Genomic DNA, 22,087 nt, shown 5'->3' with positions numbered 1-22,087 from the left:
TTTGACAGTGCTTATGCGGAAGCTTCGTCGGCTTTATGGCCTTTCACCGCAAAGAATACGATGTAGAGGTAGCACACCGCCGACACCACAAACGAGAGCAGCAAGCCGATATGGTCGGCGAAAAAGCCCTGCACCACCGGCACAATCGCACCACCCACAATCGCGGTGCAGATCACGCCGGATGCGATGCCGGTGAATTTGCCCAAACCTTTGGTGGCCAGCGAGAAAATGGTGGGGAACATAATCGAGTTGAAAAAACCGATGGCAATCAGCGCCCACATCGACACCGCACCGCCGTTGGCCAAAATCGCGATGGTAATCAGCGCCACGGCCATCAAGGCGTTAAAGGCCAAGTATTTGTGCGGCGCGATTTTGTTCATCACGGCCGAGCCCAAGAAACGACCCACCATGGCACCGCCCCAGTAGAGCGCTAAGAATTTGGCACCGGTGGCGTGGTCGAGGCCGGCGGTTACTTCCATCACACTCACCAGCAGCGAGCCGATAGACACTTCCGCGCCCACATAGCAGAAAATGCCCACCGCGCCCAACACCAAATGTTTGTATTGCCACACGCTGGTTTTGCCGTCGTGGTTGTGTTCGGTTTCAGCTTCGGCAATTTTGCGCGCATCGGGCAGCTTGATCATTTTCACAAACAGCGCCAGCAAAATCAGCAAACCGGCCAAACCCAAATAAGGAATCTGCACCGAAGCGATTTGCTCGGCCTGGGTGGCGGTGGCTTGAGTGGCGGCATCGGATAAAATCAGCGCCGAACCCAAAAGCGGTGCCACGGTGGTGCCCAAAGAGTTAAAGGCCTGCACCAAAGTGAGGGTAGACGATTCTTTGCCGGGCTTGGCCAGCAGCGTTACATAAGGGTTGCCCGCCACTTGCAGCAGGGTTACGCCTGAAGCCAAGATAAACAGCGCGCCCAAAAAGGTCGGGTAAGAGGCGCTGCCGGCAGCCGGATAAAACAGCAAACAGCCCACGGCGGTGAGCAAAAAGCCGCCGATCACGCCGTTTTTATAGCCCACCTTTTCCACGAGCTTGCCCATCGGCATCGACATGATGGCGTAAGCGGTAAAGAAGCAGAACTGAATCAGCATGGCCTGAAAATAAGTCAGGTCGAAAATCGCTTTCAGGTGGGGAATCAGGATGTCATTCATGCAGGTGATGAAACCCATCATGAAAAACAGCGCGGTCAACACCGACAAAGCGGTGTTGTTGCTTTGATTTTGTGATTGCGTAGACATTTTGATTGCCTTTATTTGGGTTAGTTAGAATCTTACTTTTGTTACTTTTGTTACTTTTGTTACAATTGTTGAGTGTTTGAAGTTAACTTACGTTAAATCAGACCTGCATCATACTGCCGTTTTTGAAATTTTCATACTGTTATTTTATTACCGCAATCAATTACTTAAAGGCCGTCTGAAGCATATTGGATATCACGCTTTCAGACGGCCTTTCCATTATTTGACCCAGCTCAAATAAACGTGGAAAAAATCAGCACGCGCCGTCTTTATCGCAATTGGCGTTGCGGTAAAGACGCACTAAATGCTCGGTGGAGCTGTCGTGCGGCTGCACCGGCGTTTCTCCGGTGAGCTCGGCCAAAATGGTTTTGGCCAATTGCTTGCCCAATTCCACGCCCCATTGGTCAAAGCTGTTGATGCCCCAAATCACACCCTGCACAAAGGTTTTGTGTTCATAAAGCGCAATCAGGCTGCCCATATTGCGCGGATTAATTTTATTGAGCAAAATCAGATTGCTCGGGCGGTTGCCGGAAAAGGTTTTGTGCGGCACCAAAGCTTCGATGTGCGCCTCATCCATGCCCTGCGCCTTCAGCTCGATGCGCACTTCATCAGGCGTTTTACCGCGCATAAAGGCTTCGGCCTGGGCAAACACATTGGCCAGCAGAATTTCATGGTGGCCGGGCAGATTGCTGCGTTTTTCCAGCGAAGCAATCAAATCAATCGGGGTGATGTGCGTGCCTTGGTGCAGTAGCTGGAAAAAAGCATGCTGGCCGTTGATGCCGGTTTCGCCCCAAATAATCGGCGCAGTTTCGCAGGCCACAGCTTCACCGTCGAGCGTTACCTGCTTGCCGTTGCTCTCCATATCGAGCTGCTGGATAAATTTGGGCAGGCGGTGCAAGTGTTGGTCGTAAGGGGCGATCACATGGCTGCCGCCACCGTAATAATTGATATACCACACGCCTATCATGGCCAAGAGCACCGGCAGGTTTTCTTCCAACGGTGCATTGATAAAATGCTGGTCCATCAAATGGGCGCCGTTGAGCATTTCGATAAAGTTTTCTTCGCCCAAATAAAGCATAATCGGCAGGCCGATGGCCGACCACAAGCTGTAGCGGCCGCCCACCCAATCCCAAAATTCAAACATATTGGCCGTGTCGATGCCGAATTCGGCCACGGCTTTTTTATTGGTGGACACCGCCACAAAATGCTTGGCCACGGCAGATTTATCGTCGGCGTGTTTCAAAAACCATTCGCGCGCGGTGAGCGCATTGGTGAGGGTTTCCTGTGTGGTGAAGGTTTTTGAAGCCACCACAAACAGCGTGGTTTCGGGATGTACTTTTTCCAGCACGTCGCGCAGCTGCGAGCCGTCGATATTCGACACAAAATGCATTTTGAGGCGCGGATGGCCGAAAGGCTTGAGCGCGGTGCACATCATCAAAGGGCCCAGATCCGAGCCACCGATGCCGATATTCACCACATCGGTAATCACTTGATTGGTATAGCCCAGCCAATCGCCGCTGCGCACTTCGTGGGCGAATTCGCCCATGCGGTGCAGCACATGGTTCACCTGCGGCATCACATCTTCGCCGTCCACCAAAATCGGCGCATTGGTGCGGTTGCGCAGCGCCACATGTAGCGCGGCGCGGTTTTCGGTGGTGTTGATTTTTTCACCGCGAAACATCTGCTTCATGCGCTCGGGCAGGCCGGCTTCGCGTGCCAGCTTCATCAAAAGCGCCAAGGTTTCATCGGTGATGCGGTTTTTGGAATAATCCACTTTCAGGCCGCCCACCTCCAGCCAATAGCGCTCGGCGCGCCCCGGGTCGGTGGCAAACAATTCGCGCATATGGTCAGACTTGGTGGCATCAAAATGCTGCCACAATTCGCGCCAGGCGGGCAATTCTTGCAAGTGTTTCATTATGAATCTTCTTTCTCGTGTTCCAAACGTTTGGTGTGTATGCTGCGTTTGCTCTTTTCAAGCTGCAAGCTGGCTGTTTCGCCCAGGCGCAGCGCTAGGCCGATGGCCAGAATATCGATCACCACCAATTGCAGCAGGCGCGTTACCATCGGCGTGTAGCGCTCGGTGTCTTCCTGTGGCATCACGCTGAGCACGCAATCGGCCAGCTGCGAGAGCGGCGAATCGGCGCGGGTGATGGCAATCACCGCCGCGCCGTTTTCTTTGGCAATGCTCACCGCATCGAGCACTTCAATCGATGAGCCTGAATTGGATATCACCACCAACACATCCTGATCGCTGAGCACCGATGCGGCCATCAGCTGGATATGGGTGTCGACATAAGCCACGGTGGAAATGCCGAAGCGGAAAAATTTGTGCTGCGCATCTTGCGCCACGATGCCGGAATTGCCCACGCCGTAAAATTCGATGCGCCGCGCATGCGAGAGCATGGCAATGGCGTTTTCCAGATCGGTTTCTTTCAAAGAGCGGCGTGCGCCCAAAATCGAGGCGGCGGTGTTGCCGAGCACTTTTTCCATCACACCGCCCATGTCGTCGTCGGCATTGAGCTCTTCATGCACATAAGGCATGCCTTCGTGGCCGATGCTGGCCGACAAAGAAAGCTTGAATTCGGGCAGGCCTTTATAGCCCAAGCTGCGGCAGAAGCGGATAACTGTAGGCTGGCTCACCGAGGCATGCTCGGCAATTTCGGCCACGGCCGCATGCACAAACCATTTGGGCTCGGCCAGCGCACATTCGGCCACTTTACGCTCTGCGCCTGACAAATTGGCTAAAGCTTCGCTGATTTTACTTAACATCATCTTGTTTCCTGACTGTGTTTTAAACAAACCGGCAACGATTCATGGCCTTCTATACCCTTTCATAAGCACGCTGCTCAAACAGCAAGCCTGCCGGCATGTTTATGAAAGGGTATTCAGACGGCCTTTTGATGAGGATAGGCCGTCTGAAAACCATACTGCCTGTTTCTACTCTATTTATCGGATGTTATTGTTTGTTTGCGTAATGTTGAACGCATTTATGCGTTTTCGTTGCCGGCTGCTGCTTTTTGGGCAGCCACCGGTGCAGCGGCTTCTTTTTCCGGCTCGGCCGATATTTCGTCCACCTCACCCAAATGATTGGCCAGCGCCACGGCAGCACCGGAAATGCCCGGATATTTGCTCAACACGATATACACCGGAATCGCGGCCAGATAAGCATCGAAGCGGCCTTTGCTCTCAAAGCGGTTGCGAAACGGCGAATTTTTAAAGTAATCGATAAAGCGCGGAATAATGCCGCCGCACAAATACACGCCGCCGCTGGCGCCCAGCGTAAGCGCGAGGTTGGACGACACCGTGCCCAGCATGGCGCAGAAAATATCCAGCGTGAGCCGGCAAAGCGGCGATGAGCCGCTCAGGGCGCGGTCACTGATTTCCGCGGGCGTGAGTTTTTGGCGCTTCACCCCTTCACGCGCGGCCAAAGCTTCGTGAATCAGCACCAAGCCGGCGCCGCTCAAAAAGCGCTCGGCCGACACATGGCCGTATTTTTTCTTGGCATATTGCCAAATCATGATTTCGGCATCGTCAAACGGAGCGAAGCTCACATGGCCGCCCTCACCCGCCAGCGGCACCCAGCCCGATTTGCTCGGAATCAGGCCGCTCACGCCCAAACCTGTGCCCGGGCCGATCACCGCTTTGGGCGCATCGGGCACTTTTTTGAAGCCGCCGATCTGCACCAGCTCTTCTTTCGGCATCTTGGTAATCGCCAAGGCTTGCGCGGTGAAGTCGTTGAGCAGAATTAGGTTTTCCAAATGCAGCGCTTGGCGCGTGGTTTCAATCGAAAAGGCCCAGTGGTGGTTGGTCATCTGCACCCAGTCGCCCAAAATCGGGTTGGCAATGGCGATAGAGGCATGGCTGATGGCCGGATTGCCGACACGGCTCAGGTATTCGCGAATGGCGTCTACCACGGTGTCGTAATCGTTGCACGGCAGCACTTCTACTTTTTCGATTTGCTGCGGCGAGGTTTCCAGCGCAAAGCGGGCATTGGTGCCACCGATATCGGCCACCAAGCGCGGCCATGAAACGGTTTCTTTAGTTTGCGTAGTAGACATGGCAAGTTACCTTTTTATGGTTAAGCACAAAGCTTAAAGGATAGGTTTTACTGGTTTGGGCGGCAGCCGCTTCATATACGGCTTTTTTCTCCGCGCCCTGTATGGCCAAAAACACCGCCGGCGTGGCGGCCACCGCCTCGAGCGTCATGCTGATGCGCTCGTGCGGCGCCGTTACGGGCGAAGTGTGCAGCAGCGGCTCGGCATAGGCCGGATCCAAGCCTTTATCGAGCTGCGGTGCCTGTGGAAACAGCGAGGCGGTGTGGCCGTCGCCGCCCATGCCCAGCACCAGCGCATCGGGCTGCCGGTAATGTTGCAGCGCAAAAGCCACCGCTTTTTCGCTGTCGGCCAGCGCGGCCTCACCAGCGCCATCAGCCACCATCGGAATCCAATGCGCGGCGGCGGCTTTGTTTTTCAACAGATATTCGCGCACTAGGCCGGTGTTGCTGTCGGCGTGATCGGTGGGCACGATGCGCTCGTCCACCAGCGTGATGCCGATATTTTTCCAATCCAAATCTTTTTGCGAAAGCGCATCAAAAAAAGCAATCGGCGAGCGCCCGCCCGACACGGCCAACACGGCCTGCCCTTTTTTATCCAGCGCATCTTGCAGCGTTTCAGCCACGGCATCGGCCAGCGCGGCGGCTGAAGCGGCGGCGTTTTCATGCGGATACCATTGAGTGCTCATGGCATAATCCTTGTGGTTGGTTTTACTTTTTTTTCAGACGGCCTTTTCTTTTATTTATTGCCAAAGGCCGTCTGAAAGCCTTATTGCGCTTCGTGCCATTTATCGCCGTTGCGCGCCAGCAGTTCGCGGGCGGCTTCAGGGCCCCAGCTGTGGGCGGCATAGCCATGCGGCGGTGTCGAGCTTTGCGCCCAATTTTCCATAATCGGCATCACCCATTCCCAAGCGGCTTCCAATTCGTCGCGGCGGTTAAACAAGGCCAGCTTGCCGTTGATCACATCCAGCAGCAGGCGCTCGTAAGCTTCGGCGCGGCGGCCGGCAACGGCTTTGCCCAAATCCAGGCTCAGCGCGGCCGTTTCCACATGATTGCCCGCGCCCGGGGTTTTCACTTGGGTGTAGAGGCGGATAGATTCGGTGGGCTGCAATTCAATCACCAAGCGGTTGGGCGCGGCATGGCTGCCCTCGAAAATATGGCTGTCCAAATCGCGGAAATTCAACACGATTTCGGCCACTTTGCCGGCCATGCGTTTGCCGGTGCGCAGATAAAAAGGCACACCCGCCCAGCGCGCGTTGTCGATTTCGGCTTTAATCGCCACATAGGTTTCGGTGTGGCTGCCGGCGGGCACTTGGTGCTCATTCAAATAGCCTGCCAAGGCTTTGCCTTCTTTTTCGCCGGCAATATATTGGCCGCGCACCACATTTTCATCCACATCAGCCGAAGTGAGCGGCTTGAGCGATTTCACCACTTTGAGTTTTTCATCGCGCACGGCATCGGCATCGAGGCTCGCCGGCGCTTCCATAGCCGTCATACACAGCATCTGCATCAAGTGGTTTTGCACCATATCGCGCAAGGCGCCGGTGATGTCGTAAAATTCGCCGCGCTCTTCCACGCCCAGCTCTTCGGCAATGGTCAGCTGCACGCTTTTCACATATTTGTTGTTCCACAAAGGCTCAAACACCACGTTGGCAAAGCGCAGCGCCAGCAGGTTTTGCAGCGCTTCTTTGCCCAGATAATGGTCGATGCGGTAGATTTGGTCTTCTTGATAGAATGCGCCCACGGCGGCATTGATTTCTTGCGAAGATTTCAGGTCGGTGCCCAGCGGTTTTTCCAGCACCACGCGCACTTTGCTGCTGTTGAGGCCGATGTCGGCCAGGTTTTGGCAAATCGGCGTGAAGAATTTCGGCGCGGTGGAAAGATACACCACCACATTATCAGTGTCGGGGCGCTCGGCCACGGCTTCGCCCAAGGCTTTGAAGGTTTCGGGGCGGGTGGCATCCACCATTAAATATTGGATGCGGGCAATGAAAGAAGCCCACAATTCATCGCTGAAATGGGTTTTGATGTGGATTTTGGAATCGCTTTCCACTTTTTGCAGAAATTGCGCAGTGGTGAAATCGCTGCGGCTCACGCCCAAAATACGCCCTTCGGGGTTGAGCAGGCCGGCGGCATGCGCCTGATAAAGGCAGGGCAGCAATTTGCGCATGGCCAAATCGCCGGTTGCACCAAACAACACCAAATCAAAATTCGCTTGTTTACTCATTTTTCATCTTCCATCTAATCTGAACGGCTTGCGCCATCGTAATAAAAATTTTGTGTGTTTATCTGTTAGGCATTATGATTTTATATTAAACTACAGATACTTAAATTCGGTTTTACACATTCCCGCCTATCGCTACAGGCCCTGTGCAAGTCGTAGCAATCCTACACGCCACTACAACTTTTGTCTATGCGGTTTCGCGAAAATTATTTGACTTAGATAAAACTAACGTCATCTTTCACGCCTATTATGTTACAAAGCTACAAAATAAAGTTTGATTTGGTTCAACTTTCGTTATGTAATTTAACTACAATTTAACATTCATCCGTATTATAATCATCCCATAGAAAAAGCCATTCAGACGGCCTGCCCCCTTGGCTGCCTGCCCTTTCACGATATCCAGCCAGAAAGGCACACAATAATGAACACGCCCACCCTCCACCCCATCCTTGCTGCCGTTACCCAACGCATTATCGAGCGCAGCCGCCCCACCCGCGCCGCTTATTTGGATCGCATCCGCGCCGCCCACCATGCCGGCCGCCTTGAGCGCAGCCAATTGGGCTGCACCAATCTGGCACACGCTTTTGCCGCCGCGCCTCACGCGGTGAAAATCGAATTGCAGCAAGAGAAAACCCCCAATCTGGGCATTGTGTCGGCTTATAACGACATGGTATCCGCCCACCAACCGCTGCAGGTTTTCCCCACCTGGATTAAAGAAGAAGCCCTCAAACACGGCGCCACCGCCCAATTTGCCGGCGGCACGCCCGCCATGTGCGACGGCATCACCCAAGGCTACACCGGCATGGAATTGTCGCTCTTTTCGCGCGATGTGATTGCCATGAGCACCGCCGTGGCGCTTTCGCACCAAATGTTTGATGCCGCCCTTTATTTGGGCGTGTGCGACAAAATCGTGCCCGGCTTATTGATCGGCGCGTTGAGCTTCGGCCACCTGCCCGCCATTTTCGTGCCCGCAGGCCCGATGACCAGCGGCATTTCCAATGATGAAAAAGCCAAAACCCGCCAATTGTTTGCCGAGGGCAAAGTCGGCCGCGATGCGCTGCTTGAAAGCGAAATGGCCTCTTACCACAGCCCGGGCACCTGCACCTTCTACGGCACCGCCAACTCCAACCAAATGATGATGGAAATGATGGGCTTGCACATGCCCAACACCGCCTTCGTCAACCCCAACACTCCCATGCGCGAAGCGCTCACCCGCGCCGCCGCCGCCCACATCGCCACCGCCGTCAGACACAACACCATTTTGCCGGTGGGCGAAATGGTTAGCGAAAAATCGATCGTCAACGCCATTGTCGGCCTGATGGCCACCGGCGGCTCCACCAACCACACCATGCACGTAGTGGCCTTTGCCCGCGCCGCCGGCATTATCGTAAACTGGGACGATTTCAACGAAATTTCCGACATCATTCCGCTGCTCACCCGCGTGTATCCCAACGGCAAAGCCGACGTCAACCATTTCGCCGCAGCCGGCGGCCTCGCTTTCGTGATTCGCGAGCTGCTTGATGCCGGCCTGATGCACGAAGATGTCGACACCGTGGTCGGCCACGGCATGCGCCCCTACACCAAAGAGCCGTTTATGATTGAGGGCAAGCTCGAATGGCGCGATGCGGCTGCCCAAAGCGGCGACGACAACGTAATCCGCACCGCCGCCAACCCTTTCTCTGCCGATGGCGGCCTGCGCCTGATGAAAGGCAACATCGGCCGCAGCGTCATCAAAGTATCCGCCGTCGCGCCCGAGCACCGCGTGATTGAAGCGCCGGCCATTGTGTTTGACGACCAACGCGATGTGTTGGCCGCATTCGACCGCGGCGAATTGGAGCGCGACTTTATCGCCGTGGTGCGTTTTCAAGGCCCGCGTGCCAACGGCATGCCCGAATTGCACAAGCTCACTCCGCAGCTGAGCATTCTGCAAAGCCGCGGCTTCAAAGTGGCGCTGGTCACTGATGGGCGCATGTCGGGCGCATCGGGCAAAGTGCCCGCCGCCATCCACATGAGCCCCGAAGCCCTGCTCGGCGGCGCCATCGGCAAAATCCGCACCGGCGACCTCATCCGCTTCGATGCCGAAAAAGGCGAGCTGGACGTGCTGATCAACGAAGCCGAATGGCTGGCGCGCGAACACGCCCATGCCGATTTGCGCAAAAACGCCCACGGCACCGGCCGCGAGCTTTTCGCCGGCTTCCGCAGTCTCAGCAGCAGCGCCGAAACCGGTGCCATGAGCTTCGGTGGCGACTTTGCCTAAACCTTTTTCAGACGGCCTTTTATGATGAACAGGCCGTCTGAAACCCACCCGCATTATTTTTTTACATTGGAGAACCTCATGACCCCACGCGAAATCCTCACCGCCGGCAAAGTTGTGCCCGTTATCGCCATCGACGATCTTTCAACCGCCGTAGATTTGGCGCACGCCCTTGTTGAAGGCGGCATTCCCACCTTGGAAATCACCTTGCGCACCGCCGCCGGCCTCGAAGCCATCCGCCAAATCAAAAAAGAAGTGCCCAATGCCATTGTCGGCGCCGGCACCGTAACCAACGGCGAGCAACTCAAAGCCGTCACCGATGCAGGCGCTGTCTTTGCCATCAGCCCCGGCTTCAACATCAATTTCGCCAAAGCCGCAGAAAAAAGCAGCATCGCCGTGATTCCCGGCATTGCCACTCCTGGCGAGCTGATGCTGGCGCTGGAGCACGGCATTAACACCATGAAACTTTTCCCCGCCGAAGTGGTGGGCGGCAAAGCCATGCTCAAAGCCCTCTACGGCCCCTTTGCCGACGTGCGCTTCTGCCCCACCGGCGGCATCAGCCTCGAAACCGCGCCTGAATACTTGGCCCTGCCCAACGTATTGTGCGTAGGCGGCTCATGGCTCACCCCCAAAGAAGCCGTGCAAAACAAAGATTGGGCCGCCATCACCAAGCTGGCCAAAGAAGCATCCGCGCTGTAAACACCGCAATATCAAAGGCCGTCTGAAATTTCAGACGGCCTTTGATATTGCGGGTAGGTTGGGTTGAAAACCCAATAAATCCACAATCCGTCTGAAACCTTGGGTTTATCAATCCAATCTACGCCGTTGCAAAATACAGTTTCGTGTCACTTTTTCTTGCATTTCACTATGCGCATGAAAAAAGGCCGTCTGAAAAAGCGGGTAGGTTGGGTTGTAAACCCAACAAATCCACAAGCCGTCTGAAACCTTGGGTTTATCAATCCAATCTACTCCGTTATAGTGCATAGTTTTGTGTCACTTTTTCTTGCATTTCACTATACGCATGAAAAAAGGCCGTCTGAAAAAATTTCAGACGGCCTTTGATTCAGCAACAACAATTAAATCCCGCTTCCTTGCGCTTTCAATTTTTCGGTGCCGAATTCCAGCTTGCTCAAAGCAGAAAGATAGGCTTTGGCAGTGGCCACCAACACATCGGTATCTGCGCCCTGCCCGTTCACCACGCGGCCGCCTCGCGCCAGGCGCACGGTGGTTTCGCCCTGGCTCTCTGTGCCCTCGGTGACGGCGTTCACCGAATAAATCTGCAACACGGCGCCGCTATCGGCCACGCTCTCGATGGCTTTAAAAATCGCATCCACCGGGCCCGAGCCGTTGGCACTAGCGCGGTGCTCCACGCCGCCCACGCTGAACACCACTTCAGCCGCCGGCAATTCACCGGTTTCGGTGCTGATTTTTTGCGAGATGAATTTATAGTTGTCTTGCGACAAATTCACCATTTCATCCGACACCAGCGCGTGCAAATCTTCATCGAAAATTTCGCGTTTTTTGTCGGCCAATTCTTTAAAGCGGGCAAAAGCGGCATTGAGCGCTTCTTCGCTCTCCAATTCGATGCCCAAATCGGCAAGCTTGGTTTTAAAGGCATTGCGGCCGGAAAGCTTGCCCAAGCTCAAGCGGTTGGCGGCCCAGCCCACGCTCTCAGCCGACATGATTTCATAAGTTTCGCGGTGTTTGAGCACACCGTCTTGGTGAATGCCCGATTCGTGTGCAAATGCATTGGCGCCCACAATGGCTTTATTGGGCTGCACCGGATAGCCGGTAACGGTAGACACGAGCTTGGAAGTGGGCACAATCTGGGTGGTGTCCACGCCGGTTTCGAGGCCGAACACATCGTGGCGGGTTTTAAACGTCATCACGATTTCTTCCAAGCTGGCATTGCCCGCGCGCTCGCCCAAACCGTTAATGGTGCATTCCACTTGGCGCGCGCCGCCGAGCACGGCAGCCAGCGAGTTGCCCACAGCCAAGCCCAAATCGTTGTGGCAATGCGCCGACCATACCACTTTGTCGCCGCCCGGCGTTTTCGCAATCAGCTCGCGGAAAAAGGCTTCGGTGCGGTGCGGCACCGAATAGCCCACGGTGTCGGGAATATTGATGGTGGTGGCGCCGGCTTCAATCACCGCGCCGCAGATTTCAGCCAAAAAGCCGATTTCCGAGCGCAGCGCATCTTCGCAGGAAAATTCCACATCATCGGTGTATTCCTTGGCGATTTTCACCGCTTTCACCGCCGATTCAATCACCTGCTTGGGCTTCATTTTCAGCTTGTGCTCCATATGGATGGGGCTGGTGGCGATAAAAGTGTGGATGCGGCGCTTGGCGGCAGGTGCCACCGCTTCGCCGGCGGCGCGGATATCGCGCTCCATGGCGCGGCTGAGCGAGCACACAGTGGCGCGGGTAAGCGTTTTGGCGATTTCGTTGATTGCTTCGAAATCACCCGGGCTGGCCGCAGCAAAGCCCGCTTCAATCACATCCACGCCCAGCTTTTCCAATTGGCGCGCAATGCGGATTTTTTCTTCTTTGGTCATGGCGGCACCGGGCGATTGCTCGCCGTCGCGCAGCGTGGTGTCGAATATGATAACGCGATTATCTTTGGGCATGTTTTGTTTCTCCAGAGTGGTTTGTTGCTGCATAAAAGCATTCAAATCCAGCGGCCGGCCTTGCGCTTCGGCCAGCGCCGTCAGCTTTTGCAGCTGATTGAGCGGCAGCGAGCCGCGCGTGCGCCATTTATAAATAGCCGCCGTGCTGGCCGCATGCTGCGGGTCTTGCTGCTTGAGCGCCTCGGCCAGCGCATTCACGCCGCCGAAATAAGCGATTAAACGGTCGATGTCCAGTTGCATGATGCACCTTTGTCTAAAAAATGTTTTCCAACGGATTGATGAGCCTGATTATACTTAAATCAGACAAAACGGCAACAATTTTATTTATTTTGATTGCAAATTTATATTTTATGATATTTTATATACAAATTGTCTATTTTAGAGCTGCATAGGTACGCACGGCCGCATGCCGTAATCATACGCATGCGTTCGGGCGCGTTCCGCAGCAATCAAACAGGCCGTCTGAAAATAGCGTAAACTGGCGGCTGCCAATATATTTGACAAACCGCTATGCTTGATAAATATGATTTGATTTCCACCGGCCGCCACGATGAGCTGCCCTGGCGCAACGAAAGCACGCAAAAGCCGCCCAAGCAAGCGCTGTTTGTGCACGAAACCAATGCCGATACGGTGCTGAAAAACGCCCGCGAACACATTGCCAGCGTGTGGCGCGGCGATTTTCACAACGCCAAGCAAGTGCTGGCAGCGATGAAAAAGCGTTTGCACAAAAACAGCACACGCGCCGCCGATGCCGATATTCAAGCCGCTTTCCACCGCCACCGCATGCAGCAGGCGCAGCAAAGCCGGTTGCTCAATATGCTGGCGGTGGAAATCGGTGCAGGCTTCACGCTCGATTTGCCGCGCGCACCCGATGTGCGTGCCGCGCTGAACGATGTGTATGGGCAGGCCAACGATACGCCTTTTCTGCTGCCGCTCAACCAATTGCTGGGCTTTATCGGTGCGCACGAATGGCACAAAAAAGGCGTGGACATCCCCGCGCTCGGCGGCAAAATCCACGTGCCTTTCGGCGTGTTTTCCCCCTTGCGCGGCGAATATCTCGATTTATTGATGCAGGCGCCGTTGCCCGAATCTTGCCAGCACGCATTCGATATCGGCACCGGCAGCGGCGTGCTCGCCGCCCTGCTCGCCCGTCGTCGCGGCGTGCCGCACATCACCGCCACCGACACCAACCCGCGCGCCATCACCTGCGCCCGCGCCAATCTGCAACGGCTGGGGCTGGAAAAACAAGTGCAAATCGAAGCGGTGGATTTATTCCCCGCCGCGCGCGCCGATTTAATCGTGTGCAACCCGCCGTGGCTGCCGGCCAAACCCACATCCGCCATCGAAGCCGCCCTCTACGACCCCGGCAGCGCCATGCTGCAAGGCTTTCTCAACGGTGCCGCCGCCCACCTCAACCCCGGCGGCGAAGCCTGGCTGATCATTTCCGATTTAGCCGAGCACCTGCACCTGCGAGCGCCCGAATTTCTCAGCCAATGCTTTCAGACGGCCTCACTAAATGTGATCGATATTCTGCACACCAAACCGCAACACCAAAAAGCCCTCAACACCGCCGACCCCTTAGCCTTCGCCCGCACGCAGGAAACCACCTATCTTTACCGCCTACGCGCCAAATAATGCCGCCACATCGTAGGTACGCACGGCAACAGGCCGTAATCGTACGCATGCGATTGAGCGTGTTCCGTAGCAATCAAGCAGGTCATCTGAAAGCTTTGAGGTTTCAGATGGCCTTTGCTTTATGAAGGTTGTGAGGCTTCATACGTACGATTACGCCGCCTTTGGGCGGCGTGCGTACCTACAGCTAATCGTACCTACGACGGCTGCGCGCGAAGTAATGCGCAACATCGTAAGTGCGCACGGCCGCAGTTCATGCGTACGATTACGCCGCAAAAAGCGCGGCGTGCGCACCTACAGCGCTTAAATATATTTTCATTTATAATCACCTTTACACATTAAATCCGACATCTTGCAATATGCCGAATTACAAACGTATGCACCGCCCCGGCGGCATGTGGTTTTTCACCGTCAACCTGTTGCAGCGCAGGCACAATGATTTATTGGTGCGTGAAATAGAATTGCTCAGGCAATCGGTTCGAAAAGTGCGGGCAAGCCATCCGTTTGAGATTGTGGCTTGGGTGGTGTTGCCAAACCATATGCATTGCATTTGGCGCTTACCCCAAGGAGACAGCAATTATTCCACGCGCTGGCGGCTGATTAAAAGCCATTTCAGCCGCAGCCTGCCTTTAACCGAATATCGCTCGCCCATCCGGCAGCAAGCAGGCGAACGCGGCATTTGGCAACGTCATTATTGGGAACATTTGATTCGCGATGAAGAAGATTTTCAACGGCATTTCGATTATGTGCATATCAATCCGCTGAAACACGGCTTGGTTGAGCAAGTGAAAGATTCGCCATATTCCACTTTTCACCGCTATGTCGAGCAAGGCGTTTATCCGCAAGATTGGGCCGGCATAATTGAAGAAGGCGATTTTGGTGAGTGACTGCATGCATACGAATTAAGGGTGTTCCACAACCACAGCGTAGGTATGCACACCGCCCAAAAGCGGCGTAATCGTGCGCATGCGATTAAGGGTGTTCCACAACCACAGCGTAGGTACGATTAGCCGCCCAAAGGCGGCGTAATCGTACGCATGCGCTCGAACGTATTCCGTAGCAATCAAGCAGGCCGTCTGAAAGCAGTTGGGCTTCAGACGGCCTTTTGTTTCTATAAGTTGTGGGAGTTCATGCGTACGATTACGCCGCAAAAAGCGCGGCTAATCGTACCTACGGTGACTGGGTTTCAGACGGCCTTTGTTTTATGAAGGTTGCGAGGCTTCATGCGTACGATTACGCCGCAAAAAGCGCGGCGTGCGTACCTACGGCGGCTACGGTGGTGGTGGCCATAAAAAAGAGCCTGCGAAGCAGGCTCTTTTCAAGGCTAATCGTGAGATTAGAATTTGTGACGCAGACCAACCATACCGGCAGTGGTTTCAGACTTGTTGTCGCCGCCACCAGCACGCAGCCAGCCGGCAGACACCAAGGCAGTGGTGCGTTTAGAGAAGTCGTAATCGGCACCCAACACAACTTGGTCGTATTTGGTGATCTTACGCTCTGAATCGGTCAAACCAGCACCTTTACCTTTGAAGCCGTGGGCATAAGAGAAGCGTGGTACAACATTGCCGAAGCGGTAAGCAACAGTGGTAGCCACTTCATGTGCTTTCAGGCCTACGCTGTCATCGGCAGCAGCGATGTAGTAGCTATCGCTGCTCAACTGAGCAACATAGCTGTCATAGCTATCCCAACCATTGGTGTATTGGTAGCCCAAACCAACAAACAGGTTGTTGGCATCGTAACCGCCTTCTACTTTATGCGCTTGACCTGATTTGCTTTCGCCAGCAGTAGTCACATAAGCAGATTTTTTGTAACCGAAGCCGTAGCGGGCGAAGAAACCAGCGTTTTCATAGTTCAAACCGGCGTAGTAGCGTGAAGTGTCGCTGGCATCGTCAGCACGACCAGTAGTCACGCCTTCATTGCGTACTTCAGTACCGTTATCACGCGGGGTGAATTGTACGTTACCGCTGAAGCCGGCCCAAACCGGAGAATCGTATTTCACAGAAACAATGCGCTCACCAGTGCGTTGGAACATGCCCAAGCCCAAAGCGTTGTTGCTGTATTCCCACGGATCCAAAGAATCCATGCTTTTCAGTTGGGTTTCCAGCTTACCGGCACGGATTTTACCGAAGTTGCCTTCCAAACCGATGAATGATTCACGACCGGCCCAGTCGCCGTCGCCTGCAACGTTTACGTTGTTTTCAACCTGCCAAATGGCGTTCAGGTTGTTGCCCAAGTGCTCGTGGCCTTTGAAGCCGATGCGTGAGCCGAAGTCGGCGATTTGCGAACCGGTGTCGCTTTTGGTCTCTTTGCCATTAACTTTAGTTTTAGTTTGAGAAACCTCAACGCCGGCTTTGATTTGGCCGTACAGAATTACGTCGGCAGAAGCTGCAACCGGCAGAGCCGCCAGGGTCAAAGCAATCAGAGTTTTTTTCATTGCTGTATTCCTTTTCTATGTTTAAGAAATCAAACTTAAATGGGGTGATATGAAATCCATCCAAGCTTTTGCATTCATCGCAGCGTTAGCGATTTCATGTCTGCTAATATAATTGCTTCGTTGTAAAAAAACAAACTTTATCCGCCTTTTGCTTGGCAGTTTATGCCCCAAAGTGTGTGCTTTTTCCCACATATTTTATTTAAGCCCTTAAAAATCATAGCGATATAAAATCAGTAATTTGATTTGCAGGTTTACAACACAATCGGGGTTTGTGTGGCATTTTGGCACTTGCCGATGCGGCTCGGGGCAATTTTGTTGTTTTGTTTAATGCTGAAAACGGGTGTGGGCGGCTTAAAACGGGCATTGCGACCGCTTGGACGGGAATCGGCGGGGCAGCTTTCAAGGTAGGAATGTTTCAAGCGGGATGCATCATGCTTGTTCTGCGAACAAGCGTCGGATTAGAAAATCCGACCTACACGTTGTCATGGGAAAGGCCGTCTGAAAGAAAGGCTTCAGACGGCCTTGAACGCACAAGCCCGCCGGTTTGCTGAAAATCCGTAGGTCGGATACTTGTATCCGACATTTGGCCGCAAGGCCGAATAGGCACGATGTTTATTCTACAAAAGTGAAAGATGCTTGTTCTGCGAACAAGTGTCGGATTCGAGAATCCGACCTACACGCTATTATGGTAAAGGCCGTCTGAAAGAAAGGCTTCAGACGGCCTTGGCTTATCGCTTCTATATATATGCTCGATGTGCTGCTTTAATATCGGGCTTAATCGTCGAGCACATCAAAGCTGCTCTCTTTGGTGAAGGTGGTGCCGGGCACGCTGGCAATCAGGGGGTCGAGCGCGCCGATGGCTTTTACGTCTTTACCCGGATAATCGAGATGGTGCAAAAAGGCGCGGATGCAGTTGAGGCGGGCGCGTTTTTTATCGTCGGATTTCACCACTGTCCACGGGGCGTCGCCGGTGTGGGTGTGGAAAAACATGGCGTTTTTGGCATCGGTGTATTCATCCCAGCGGTCGAGCGATTGGATATCGACGGGTGAGAGCTTCCAATGTTTGAGCGGATCGTCGCGGCGGGAAATAAAGCGGCGCAGCTGCTCTTCGCGGCTCACGGAAAACCAAAATTTAAACAGATGAATGCCGCTGGACACGAGCATACGTTCGAATTCGGGGGTTTGGCGCATAAACAGTAAATATTCGTGCGGCTCGCAAAAGCCCATCACGCGCTCGACGCCGGCGCGGTTGTACCACGAGCGGTCGAAAAACACCATTTCGCCCGAGGTGGGCAGGTTTTGGATATAGCGCTGGAAATACCATTGGCCGCGCTCGGTTTCGGTGGGTTTTTCCAAGGCCACCACGCGCGCGCCGCGCGGGTTGAGATGCTCCATAAAGCGCTTGATGGTGCCGCCTTTGCCGGCAGCATCGCGGCCTTCGAAAATGCACACAATGCGCTGACCCGATTCTTTCACCCAGCTTTGCACTTTGAGCAATTCGATTTGCAGCTTTTTTTTTTCTCGCTCATACACGCGCCGGCTCATGCGGGTGCGGTAGGGATAGTTTTCGGGCAGCGGCGCCACGCTGGAATCTTCGGCGCTGCTGCGGCCTTGATGCTCGAGCACAGATTCTTCAAACACTTGCAGTTGGTCTTTTTTATTGCCTAAATCGATTTTTTCATACGGCTTTAATTGTTGGTCTGCTGTCATTTGCTGCTCCTTTTATTGGGTGGTTTCGTCTCTATTTATATGTGCTTATTTTAGCGCTTTTAACAAATATATACAAAATAATTACCGTTTTTGCCTGATGCGGCGGCGGTTTTGCGTTTGTTACAACCCGCCGCACGCTTTGCGCTATCTATAAAGCAGAGAAATGAAGAATGAAGATGCACAAGGCAGCCGGCCGCAAACAGCACAAGCAGCATGCCAAGGCGCGGCAACGCCGCAGCACTTTTTGATTCATTTCACTATATAATCGCGCTTTTATTTTGCTGCCTGCCGTATGCCTTATTTTGCCTTGCTCGACGATGCGGTGCGCGATTGCGCCACGCTTTATGATGATTATGTGGAAAGCCGCTTTTTGCAGGCCGACACGCTGCACGGGCTGGATGGGCTGTTGCAGCAAGGCTGGCAGCGGGGGCTGCATGTGGTGCTGTGGGCGGATTATGCTTTCGGCCACCCGCTGCAACATTTAAGCCCGCAGCCCGATGCCAGCCTGGCGCTGCATTGGTTTCGAAAATGCGAAACGGTTGCCGAGCCGGAAAAATGGCTGCAAAGCCGCTATCCCGACCATGCGCCCGCCGGCATCAGCACGCCGACAAGCAACACCGGCAAAGCCGATTATCTGCACGCGGTGGGCGAAATTCAGGCGGCAATTGCGCGCGGCGACACTTATCAAATCAATTACACCACGCGCTTGCAGCTGCAAAGCTACGGCCACCCGGCGCAGCTTTATCGGCGCTTGCGCCAGCCTGTGCCTTATGCGGCGCTGGCGCACCTGCCCGACCACAAGCAGCAGCCGGGCTGGACGCTCTCTTTTTCACCCGAATTGTTTGTCAACATTGCTTCAGACGGCCTGATTACCACCGAGCCAATGAAAGGCACGGCGCCGGTGTTGGGCGATGGCGGCGATGAGGCGCGCGCGCAGGCTTTGCAGGCCGACCCGAAAAACCGCGCGGAAAACATCATGATTGTGGATTTGCTGCGCAATGATTTGGGCAAAATCGCCACCACCGGCGGCGTGCGCGTGCCCGCGCCTTTTCAGGTGCGCCGCTTCGGCAGCGTGTGGCAGATGACCACGGCCATCGAGGCGCAGGCCAAGCCGCACACGAGCGCGGCGGATATTTTTCGGGCCGCGTTCCCCTGCGGCTCCATCACCGGCGCGCCCAAGCGCATGAGTATGCAGATTATCGATGCGCTGGAAACTTCGCCGCGCGGCCTCTACACCGGCAGCATCGGCTATCTCAAACCTTGCTCAAGCGGCCTGGGCTTTGAGGGTACGCTCAATGTGGTGATACGCACTTTGCAGCTCAAGCCGCTTTCAGACGGCCTTTATCAAGGCACTTACGGCGTGGGCTCGGGCATTGTGGCCGACAGCGAAGCCGAAGCCGAATATATAGAATGCCAATGGAAAGCGCACTTTCTCAACGCGCTCGCGCCCGAATTCGGCGTGTTTGAAACGCTGCGTGCCGAGAATGCTCAATGCACATTGCTGCCGCTGCACCTTGAGCGCTTGCAACAAGCCGCCGACGCGCTCAATCTGCGCCTGCCGCCCGATGCGGCGCCGCAAATCGGCCGCTATCTGCAAGCCTTGCCCGATGCCTGGCCATATCGTGTGAAAGCCTTGCTCAATTCAGACGGCCTGCATTTGAGCCACGCGGCCTGTGCACCCTTGCACGGCGCGCAATATGCGCTGATCGCGCCGCAAGCTTTGCCGTTGCACGATTATCTGCGCCGCTTCAAAACCACCCGCCGCGCGGCTTATGATGCCGGCTGGCAACAGGCCGAGCAGCAAGGCGCGTTTGACAGCCTTTTTTTCAACACCGAGGGCTGTTTGCTCGAAGGCGGGCGCAGCAATGTGTTTGTGCGCTTTGGCAGCGAATGGCACACGCCGCTGTTGGATTTGGACATTCTCAACGGCGTGATGCGCCGCGCCGTGCTGGCCGATTCGCAACATTATTTAAACACCGCGCACATTTTCGAGCGCCGCATCACGCAGGCGCAATTGCGGCAGGCGGATGAGATTGTGTTGTGCAATGCGCTGCGCGGGCTGATTCGCGTGGAATTGAAGATTTAGGTGCGGCTTTTCACAAGCGCGTATGCTGGCGCTGTGGTGGGGTTTCGGGTAGCGGGGATGCGATTCGTGCGTATGATTACGCTGCGCTAATCGTACCTGCGCATCAGCTGTTGTGTGCTATAGTGAAATGCAAGAAAAAGTTATACCAATTCAAAAAAGTAAGCTAACAAGGCGGCGAGCTGCAGACAGTACAGATAGTACGGCAAGGCGAGACAACGAAGTTAGGTTATTTTTTTGGATTGGTATTATGCGAAACTGCATGCGACAACGGCGTAGGTTGGGTTGACAAACCCAACGTTTCATACCAATCCGAAAAATAACCTTACAAAATAAAAGCAGTTCGGCTGCATCATCCGCGTAGGTCGGATTCTTGAATCCGACATTTGGCCGCAAGGCCAAAGCGATATGAGAGCCTTGTTCTGCGAACAAGTGTCGGATTCGAGAATCCGACCTACAGGCTGCCTGTTTGTATATTATTTTTTGAATGGGTATCTGATACCAATTCAAAAAAATAACCTTACAAAATAAAAGCAGTTCGGCAACATTATCCGTGTAGGTCGGATTCTTGAATCCGACGTTTGGCCAACGGCCAAAGCGATATGAGAGCCTTGTTCTGCGAACAAGTGTCGGATTCGAGAATCCGACCTACAGGCTGCCTGTTTGTATATTATTTTTTGAATGGGTATCAGACAGCTTGTCCGCTTGTTGGGTTTTCAACCCAACCTACCTGCTGTGTCACTTTTTTATGCGCTCCACTATGTGTTGAAAAAGGAAAGGCCGTCTGAAACTTTGTTCAGACGGCCTTTGATTGCCTGCTTTGTTTTTAAAACTTGTCGGCGTATTGCTTTAATAAGGTGCGGAATTCGGCGCCGGTTTCAGGGTGGTTAAGACCGAAAGCAAGGGTGGCTTCGAGGTAGCCCAGCTTGCTGCCGCAATCGTAGCGGATGCCGTCGAAAGCGTGGGCGAGCACGAATTCGTGGTCGAGCAGGCGGGCGATGCCATCGGTGAGCTGGATTTCGTTGCCGGCACCGCGCGGCAGGTTGGTGAGCAGGTCGAAAATGCGCGGGGTGAGGATGTAGCGCCCCACCACAGCCAGATTGGAGGGCGCATCTTCGGGCTTGGGTTTTTCCACAATATTGATGATGCGCTGATAGCTTTTGAGCTGCTCCACTTCCACAATGCCGTAAGAACCGGTTTGCGAGGGGTCGACGGTTTCCACACCGAGCACGCTGTTGCCGGTTTGGTTATACACTTCCACCATTTGCTTGAGCGCGCCTTTGGGCGAGTCGATTAAGTCGTCGGCCAAAATCACGGCGAAAGGCTCGTCGTTTACGGCGGCGCGGGCGCACAACACGGCATGCCCCAGCCCCAAGGCTTCGGCTTGGCGGATATAAAGACAGGTGATTTCGGGCGGTAGAATATCTTGCACATGCGCCAATAATTGGTCTTTATTGCGCTGCGCCAGCTCGGTTTCCAGCTCATAGGCTTTGTCGAAATGGTCTTCAATGCTGCGCTTGTTGCGGCCGGTGACAAACACCATTTCGGTGCAGCCGGCTTCCACGGCCTCTTCCACGGCGTATTGAATCAAGGGCTTATCGACAATCGGCAGCATTTCTTTGGGGCTGGCTTTGGTGGCGGGCAAAAAGCGGGTGCCCATGCCGGCCACGGGGAATACGGCTTTTTTGATGGGTTTCATGAGTTTCTCCAAAATATTTGATTCAATGGCTCCGACCTTGGCCGGGTGGAAAAGTTTGGCCGCTGCTTTGCGGGGCGGCTCTTTAATCGGCAATCTTAACCTTCGTATTATCCGGCTTCGCAGGCAAAC

General features: G+C 54.4%; 15 protein-coding genes. 5 read left to right on the top strand and 10 right to left on the bottom strand.

Going from position 1 to position 22,087, the window contains the following annotated elements:
* Positions 1-11 precede the first annotated feature (11 nt).
* The 6 genes from EV680_RS03960 to zwf all read right to left on the bottom strand — a co-directional run bounded on the left by EV680_RS03960 (position 12) and on the right by zwf (position 7,522).
* Positions 12-1,247, bottom strand: a complete 1,236-nt coding sequence (locus tag EV680_RS03960; protein WP_132953447.1) for a sugar MFS transporter — start codon at positions 1,245-1,247, stop codon at positions 12-14.
* 250 nt (positions 1,248-1,497) lie between these two features.
* The gene (pgi, locus tag EV680_RS03955) at positions 1,498-3,159 is read right to left on the bottom strand and encodes a glucose-6-phosphate isomerase (RefSeq protein ID WP_132953446.1); all 1,662 of its coding nucleotides are present in this window, start codon (positions 3,157-3,159) and stop codon (positions 1,498-1,500) included.
* The gene (locus EV680_RS03950; protein WP_132953461.1) at positions 3,159-4,013 is read right to left on the bottom strand and encodes an SIS domain-containing protein; all 855 of its coding nucleotides are present in this window, start codon (positions 4,011-4,013) and stop codon (positions 3,159-3,161) included. Before EV680_RS03950 ends, pgi begins: the two co-directional genes overlap by 1 nt.
* Before the next feature lie 218 nt (positions 4,014-4,231).
* Positions 4,232-5,302: a glucokinase gene (locus EV680_RS03945; protein ID WP_132953444.1), complete on the bottom strand. Its 1,071-nt coding sequence runs from the start codon at positions 5,300-5,302 to the stop codon at positions 4,232-4,234.
* Positions 5,283-5,984, bottom strand: coding sequence for a 6-phosphogluconolactonase (gene pgl / locus EV680_RS03940; protein WP_132953442.1), 702 nt, complete (start codon positions 5,982-5,984; stop codon positions 5,283-5,285). The genes EV680_RS03945 and pgl overlap by 20 nt, the downstream gene beginning before the upstream one ends.
* 80 nt (positions 5,985-6,064) lie before the next feature.
* Positions 6,065-7,522, bottom strand: a complete 1,458-nt coding sequence (gene zwf / locus EV680_RS03935) for a glucose-6-phosphate dehydrogenase (RefSeq protein WP_132953440.1) — start codon at positions 7,520-7,522, stop codon at positions 6,065-6,067.
* Positions 7,523-7,940: 418 nt separating this feature from the next.
* Here zwf and edd point away from each other — a divergent pair, with 418 nt between their 5' ends.
* Together edd and EV680_RS03925 are read left to right on the top strand one after the other, a co-directional pair.
* Positions 7,941-9,776: a phosphogluconate dehydratase gene (gene edd, locus EV680_RS03930; RefSeq protein ID WP_132953438.1), complete on the top strand. Its 1,836-nt coding sequence runs from the start codon at positions 7,941-7,943 to the stop codon at positions 9,774-9,776.
* Between the two features lie 78 nt (positions 9,777-9,854).
* Complete coding sequence (locus EV680_RS03925; RefSeq protein ID WP_132953436.1) at positions 9,855-10,472, top strand: bifunctional 4-hydroxy-2-oxoglutarate aldolase/2-dehydro-3-deoxy-phosphogluconate aldolase; 618 nt, start codon at positions 9,855-9,857, stop codon at positions 10,470-10,472.
* 377 nt (positions 10,473-10,849) lie between these two features.
* On the opposite strand, the gene EV680_RS03920 is transcribed toward EV680_RS03925, so the two are convergent.
* On the bottom strand, positions 10,850-12,640 hold the full coding sequence (locus tag EV680_RS03920; RefSeq protein WP_132953434.1) for a 2-isopropylmalate synthase: 1,791 nt from the start codon (positions 12,638-12,640) through the stop codon (positions 10,850-10,852).
* Between the two features lie 270 nt (positions 12,641-12,910).
* Between EV680_RS03920 and EV680_RS03915 the strand changes: the two genes are divergently transcribed.
* Together EV680_RS03915 and EV680_RS03910 are read left to right on the top strand one after the other, a co-directional pair.
* Complete coding sequence (locus tag EV680_RS03915) at positions 12,911-14,035, top strand: methyltransferase (RefSeq protein ID WP_132953432.1); 1,125 nt, start codon at positions 12,911-12,913, stop codon at positions 14,033-14,035.
* A 356-nt stretch (positions 14,036-14,391) separates the two neighbouring features.
* Positions 14,392-14,919 (top strand): REP-associated tyrosine transposase, encoded by a 528-nt coding sequence (locus EV680_RS03910; protein ID WP_132953430.1) that lies wholly within the window; start codon positions 14,392-14,394, stop codon positions 14,917-14,919.
* A 449-nt stretch (positions 14,920-15,368) separates the two neighbouring features.
* Here EV680_RS03910 and porB read toward each other — a convergent pair whose 3' ends face one another.
* The gene (gene porB / locus EV680_RS03905; protein WP_132953427.1) at positions 15,369-16,466 is read right to left on the bottom strand and encodes a trimeric porin PorB; all 1,098 of its coding nucleotides are present in this window, start codon (positions 16,464-16,466) and stop codon (positions 15,369-15,371) included.
* Between the two features lie 774 nt (positions 16,467-17,240).
* Positions 17,241-18,176: a polyphosphate kinase 2 gene (ppk2, locus tag EV680_RS03900; RefSeq protein ID WP_132953425.1), complete on the bottom strand. Its 936-nt coding sequence runs from the start codon at positions 18,174-18,176 to the stop codon at positions 17,241-17,243.
* A gap of 292 nt (positions 18,177-18,468) precedes the next feature.
* Between ppk2 and EV680_RS03895 the strand changes: the two genes are divergently transcribed.
* Positions 18,469-20,262, top strand: a complete 1,794-nt coding sequence (locus tag EV680_RS03895; RefSeq protein WP_132953423.1) for a bifunctional chorismate-binding protein/class IV aminotransferase — start codon at positions 18,469-18,471, stop codon at positions 20,260-20,262.
* 823 nt (positions 20,263-21,085) lie between these two features.
* Here EV680_RS03895 and galU read toward each other — a convergent pair.
* A complete protein-coding gene (galU, locus tag EV680_RS03890) occupies positions 21,086-21,958 on the bottom strand; it encodes a UTP--glucose-1-phosphate uridylyltransferase GalU (RefSeq protein WP_132953421.1) in 873 nt (290 codons plus the stop codon).
* Between the last annotated feature and the right edge of the window lie 129 nt (positions 21,959-22,087).

The organism is Uruburuella suis (assembly GCF_004341385.1).
Taxonomy (GTDB): Bacteria; Pseudomonadota; Gammaproteobacteria; order Burkholderiales; family Neisseriaceae; genus Neisseria; species Neisseria suis.
The sequence above is the reverse complement of the archived record's forward strand: the minus strand, read 5'-3'. Positions and strand labels throughout refer to the sequence as shown.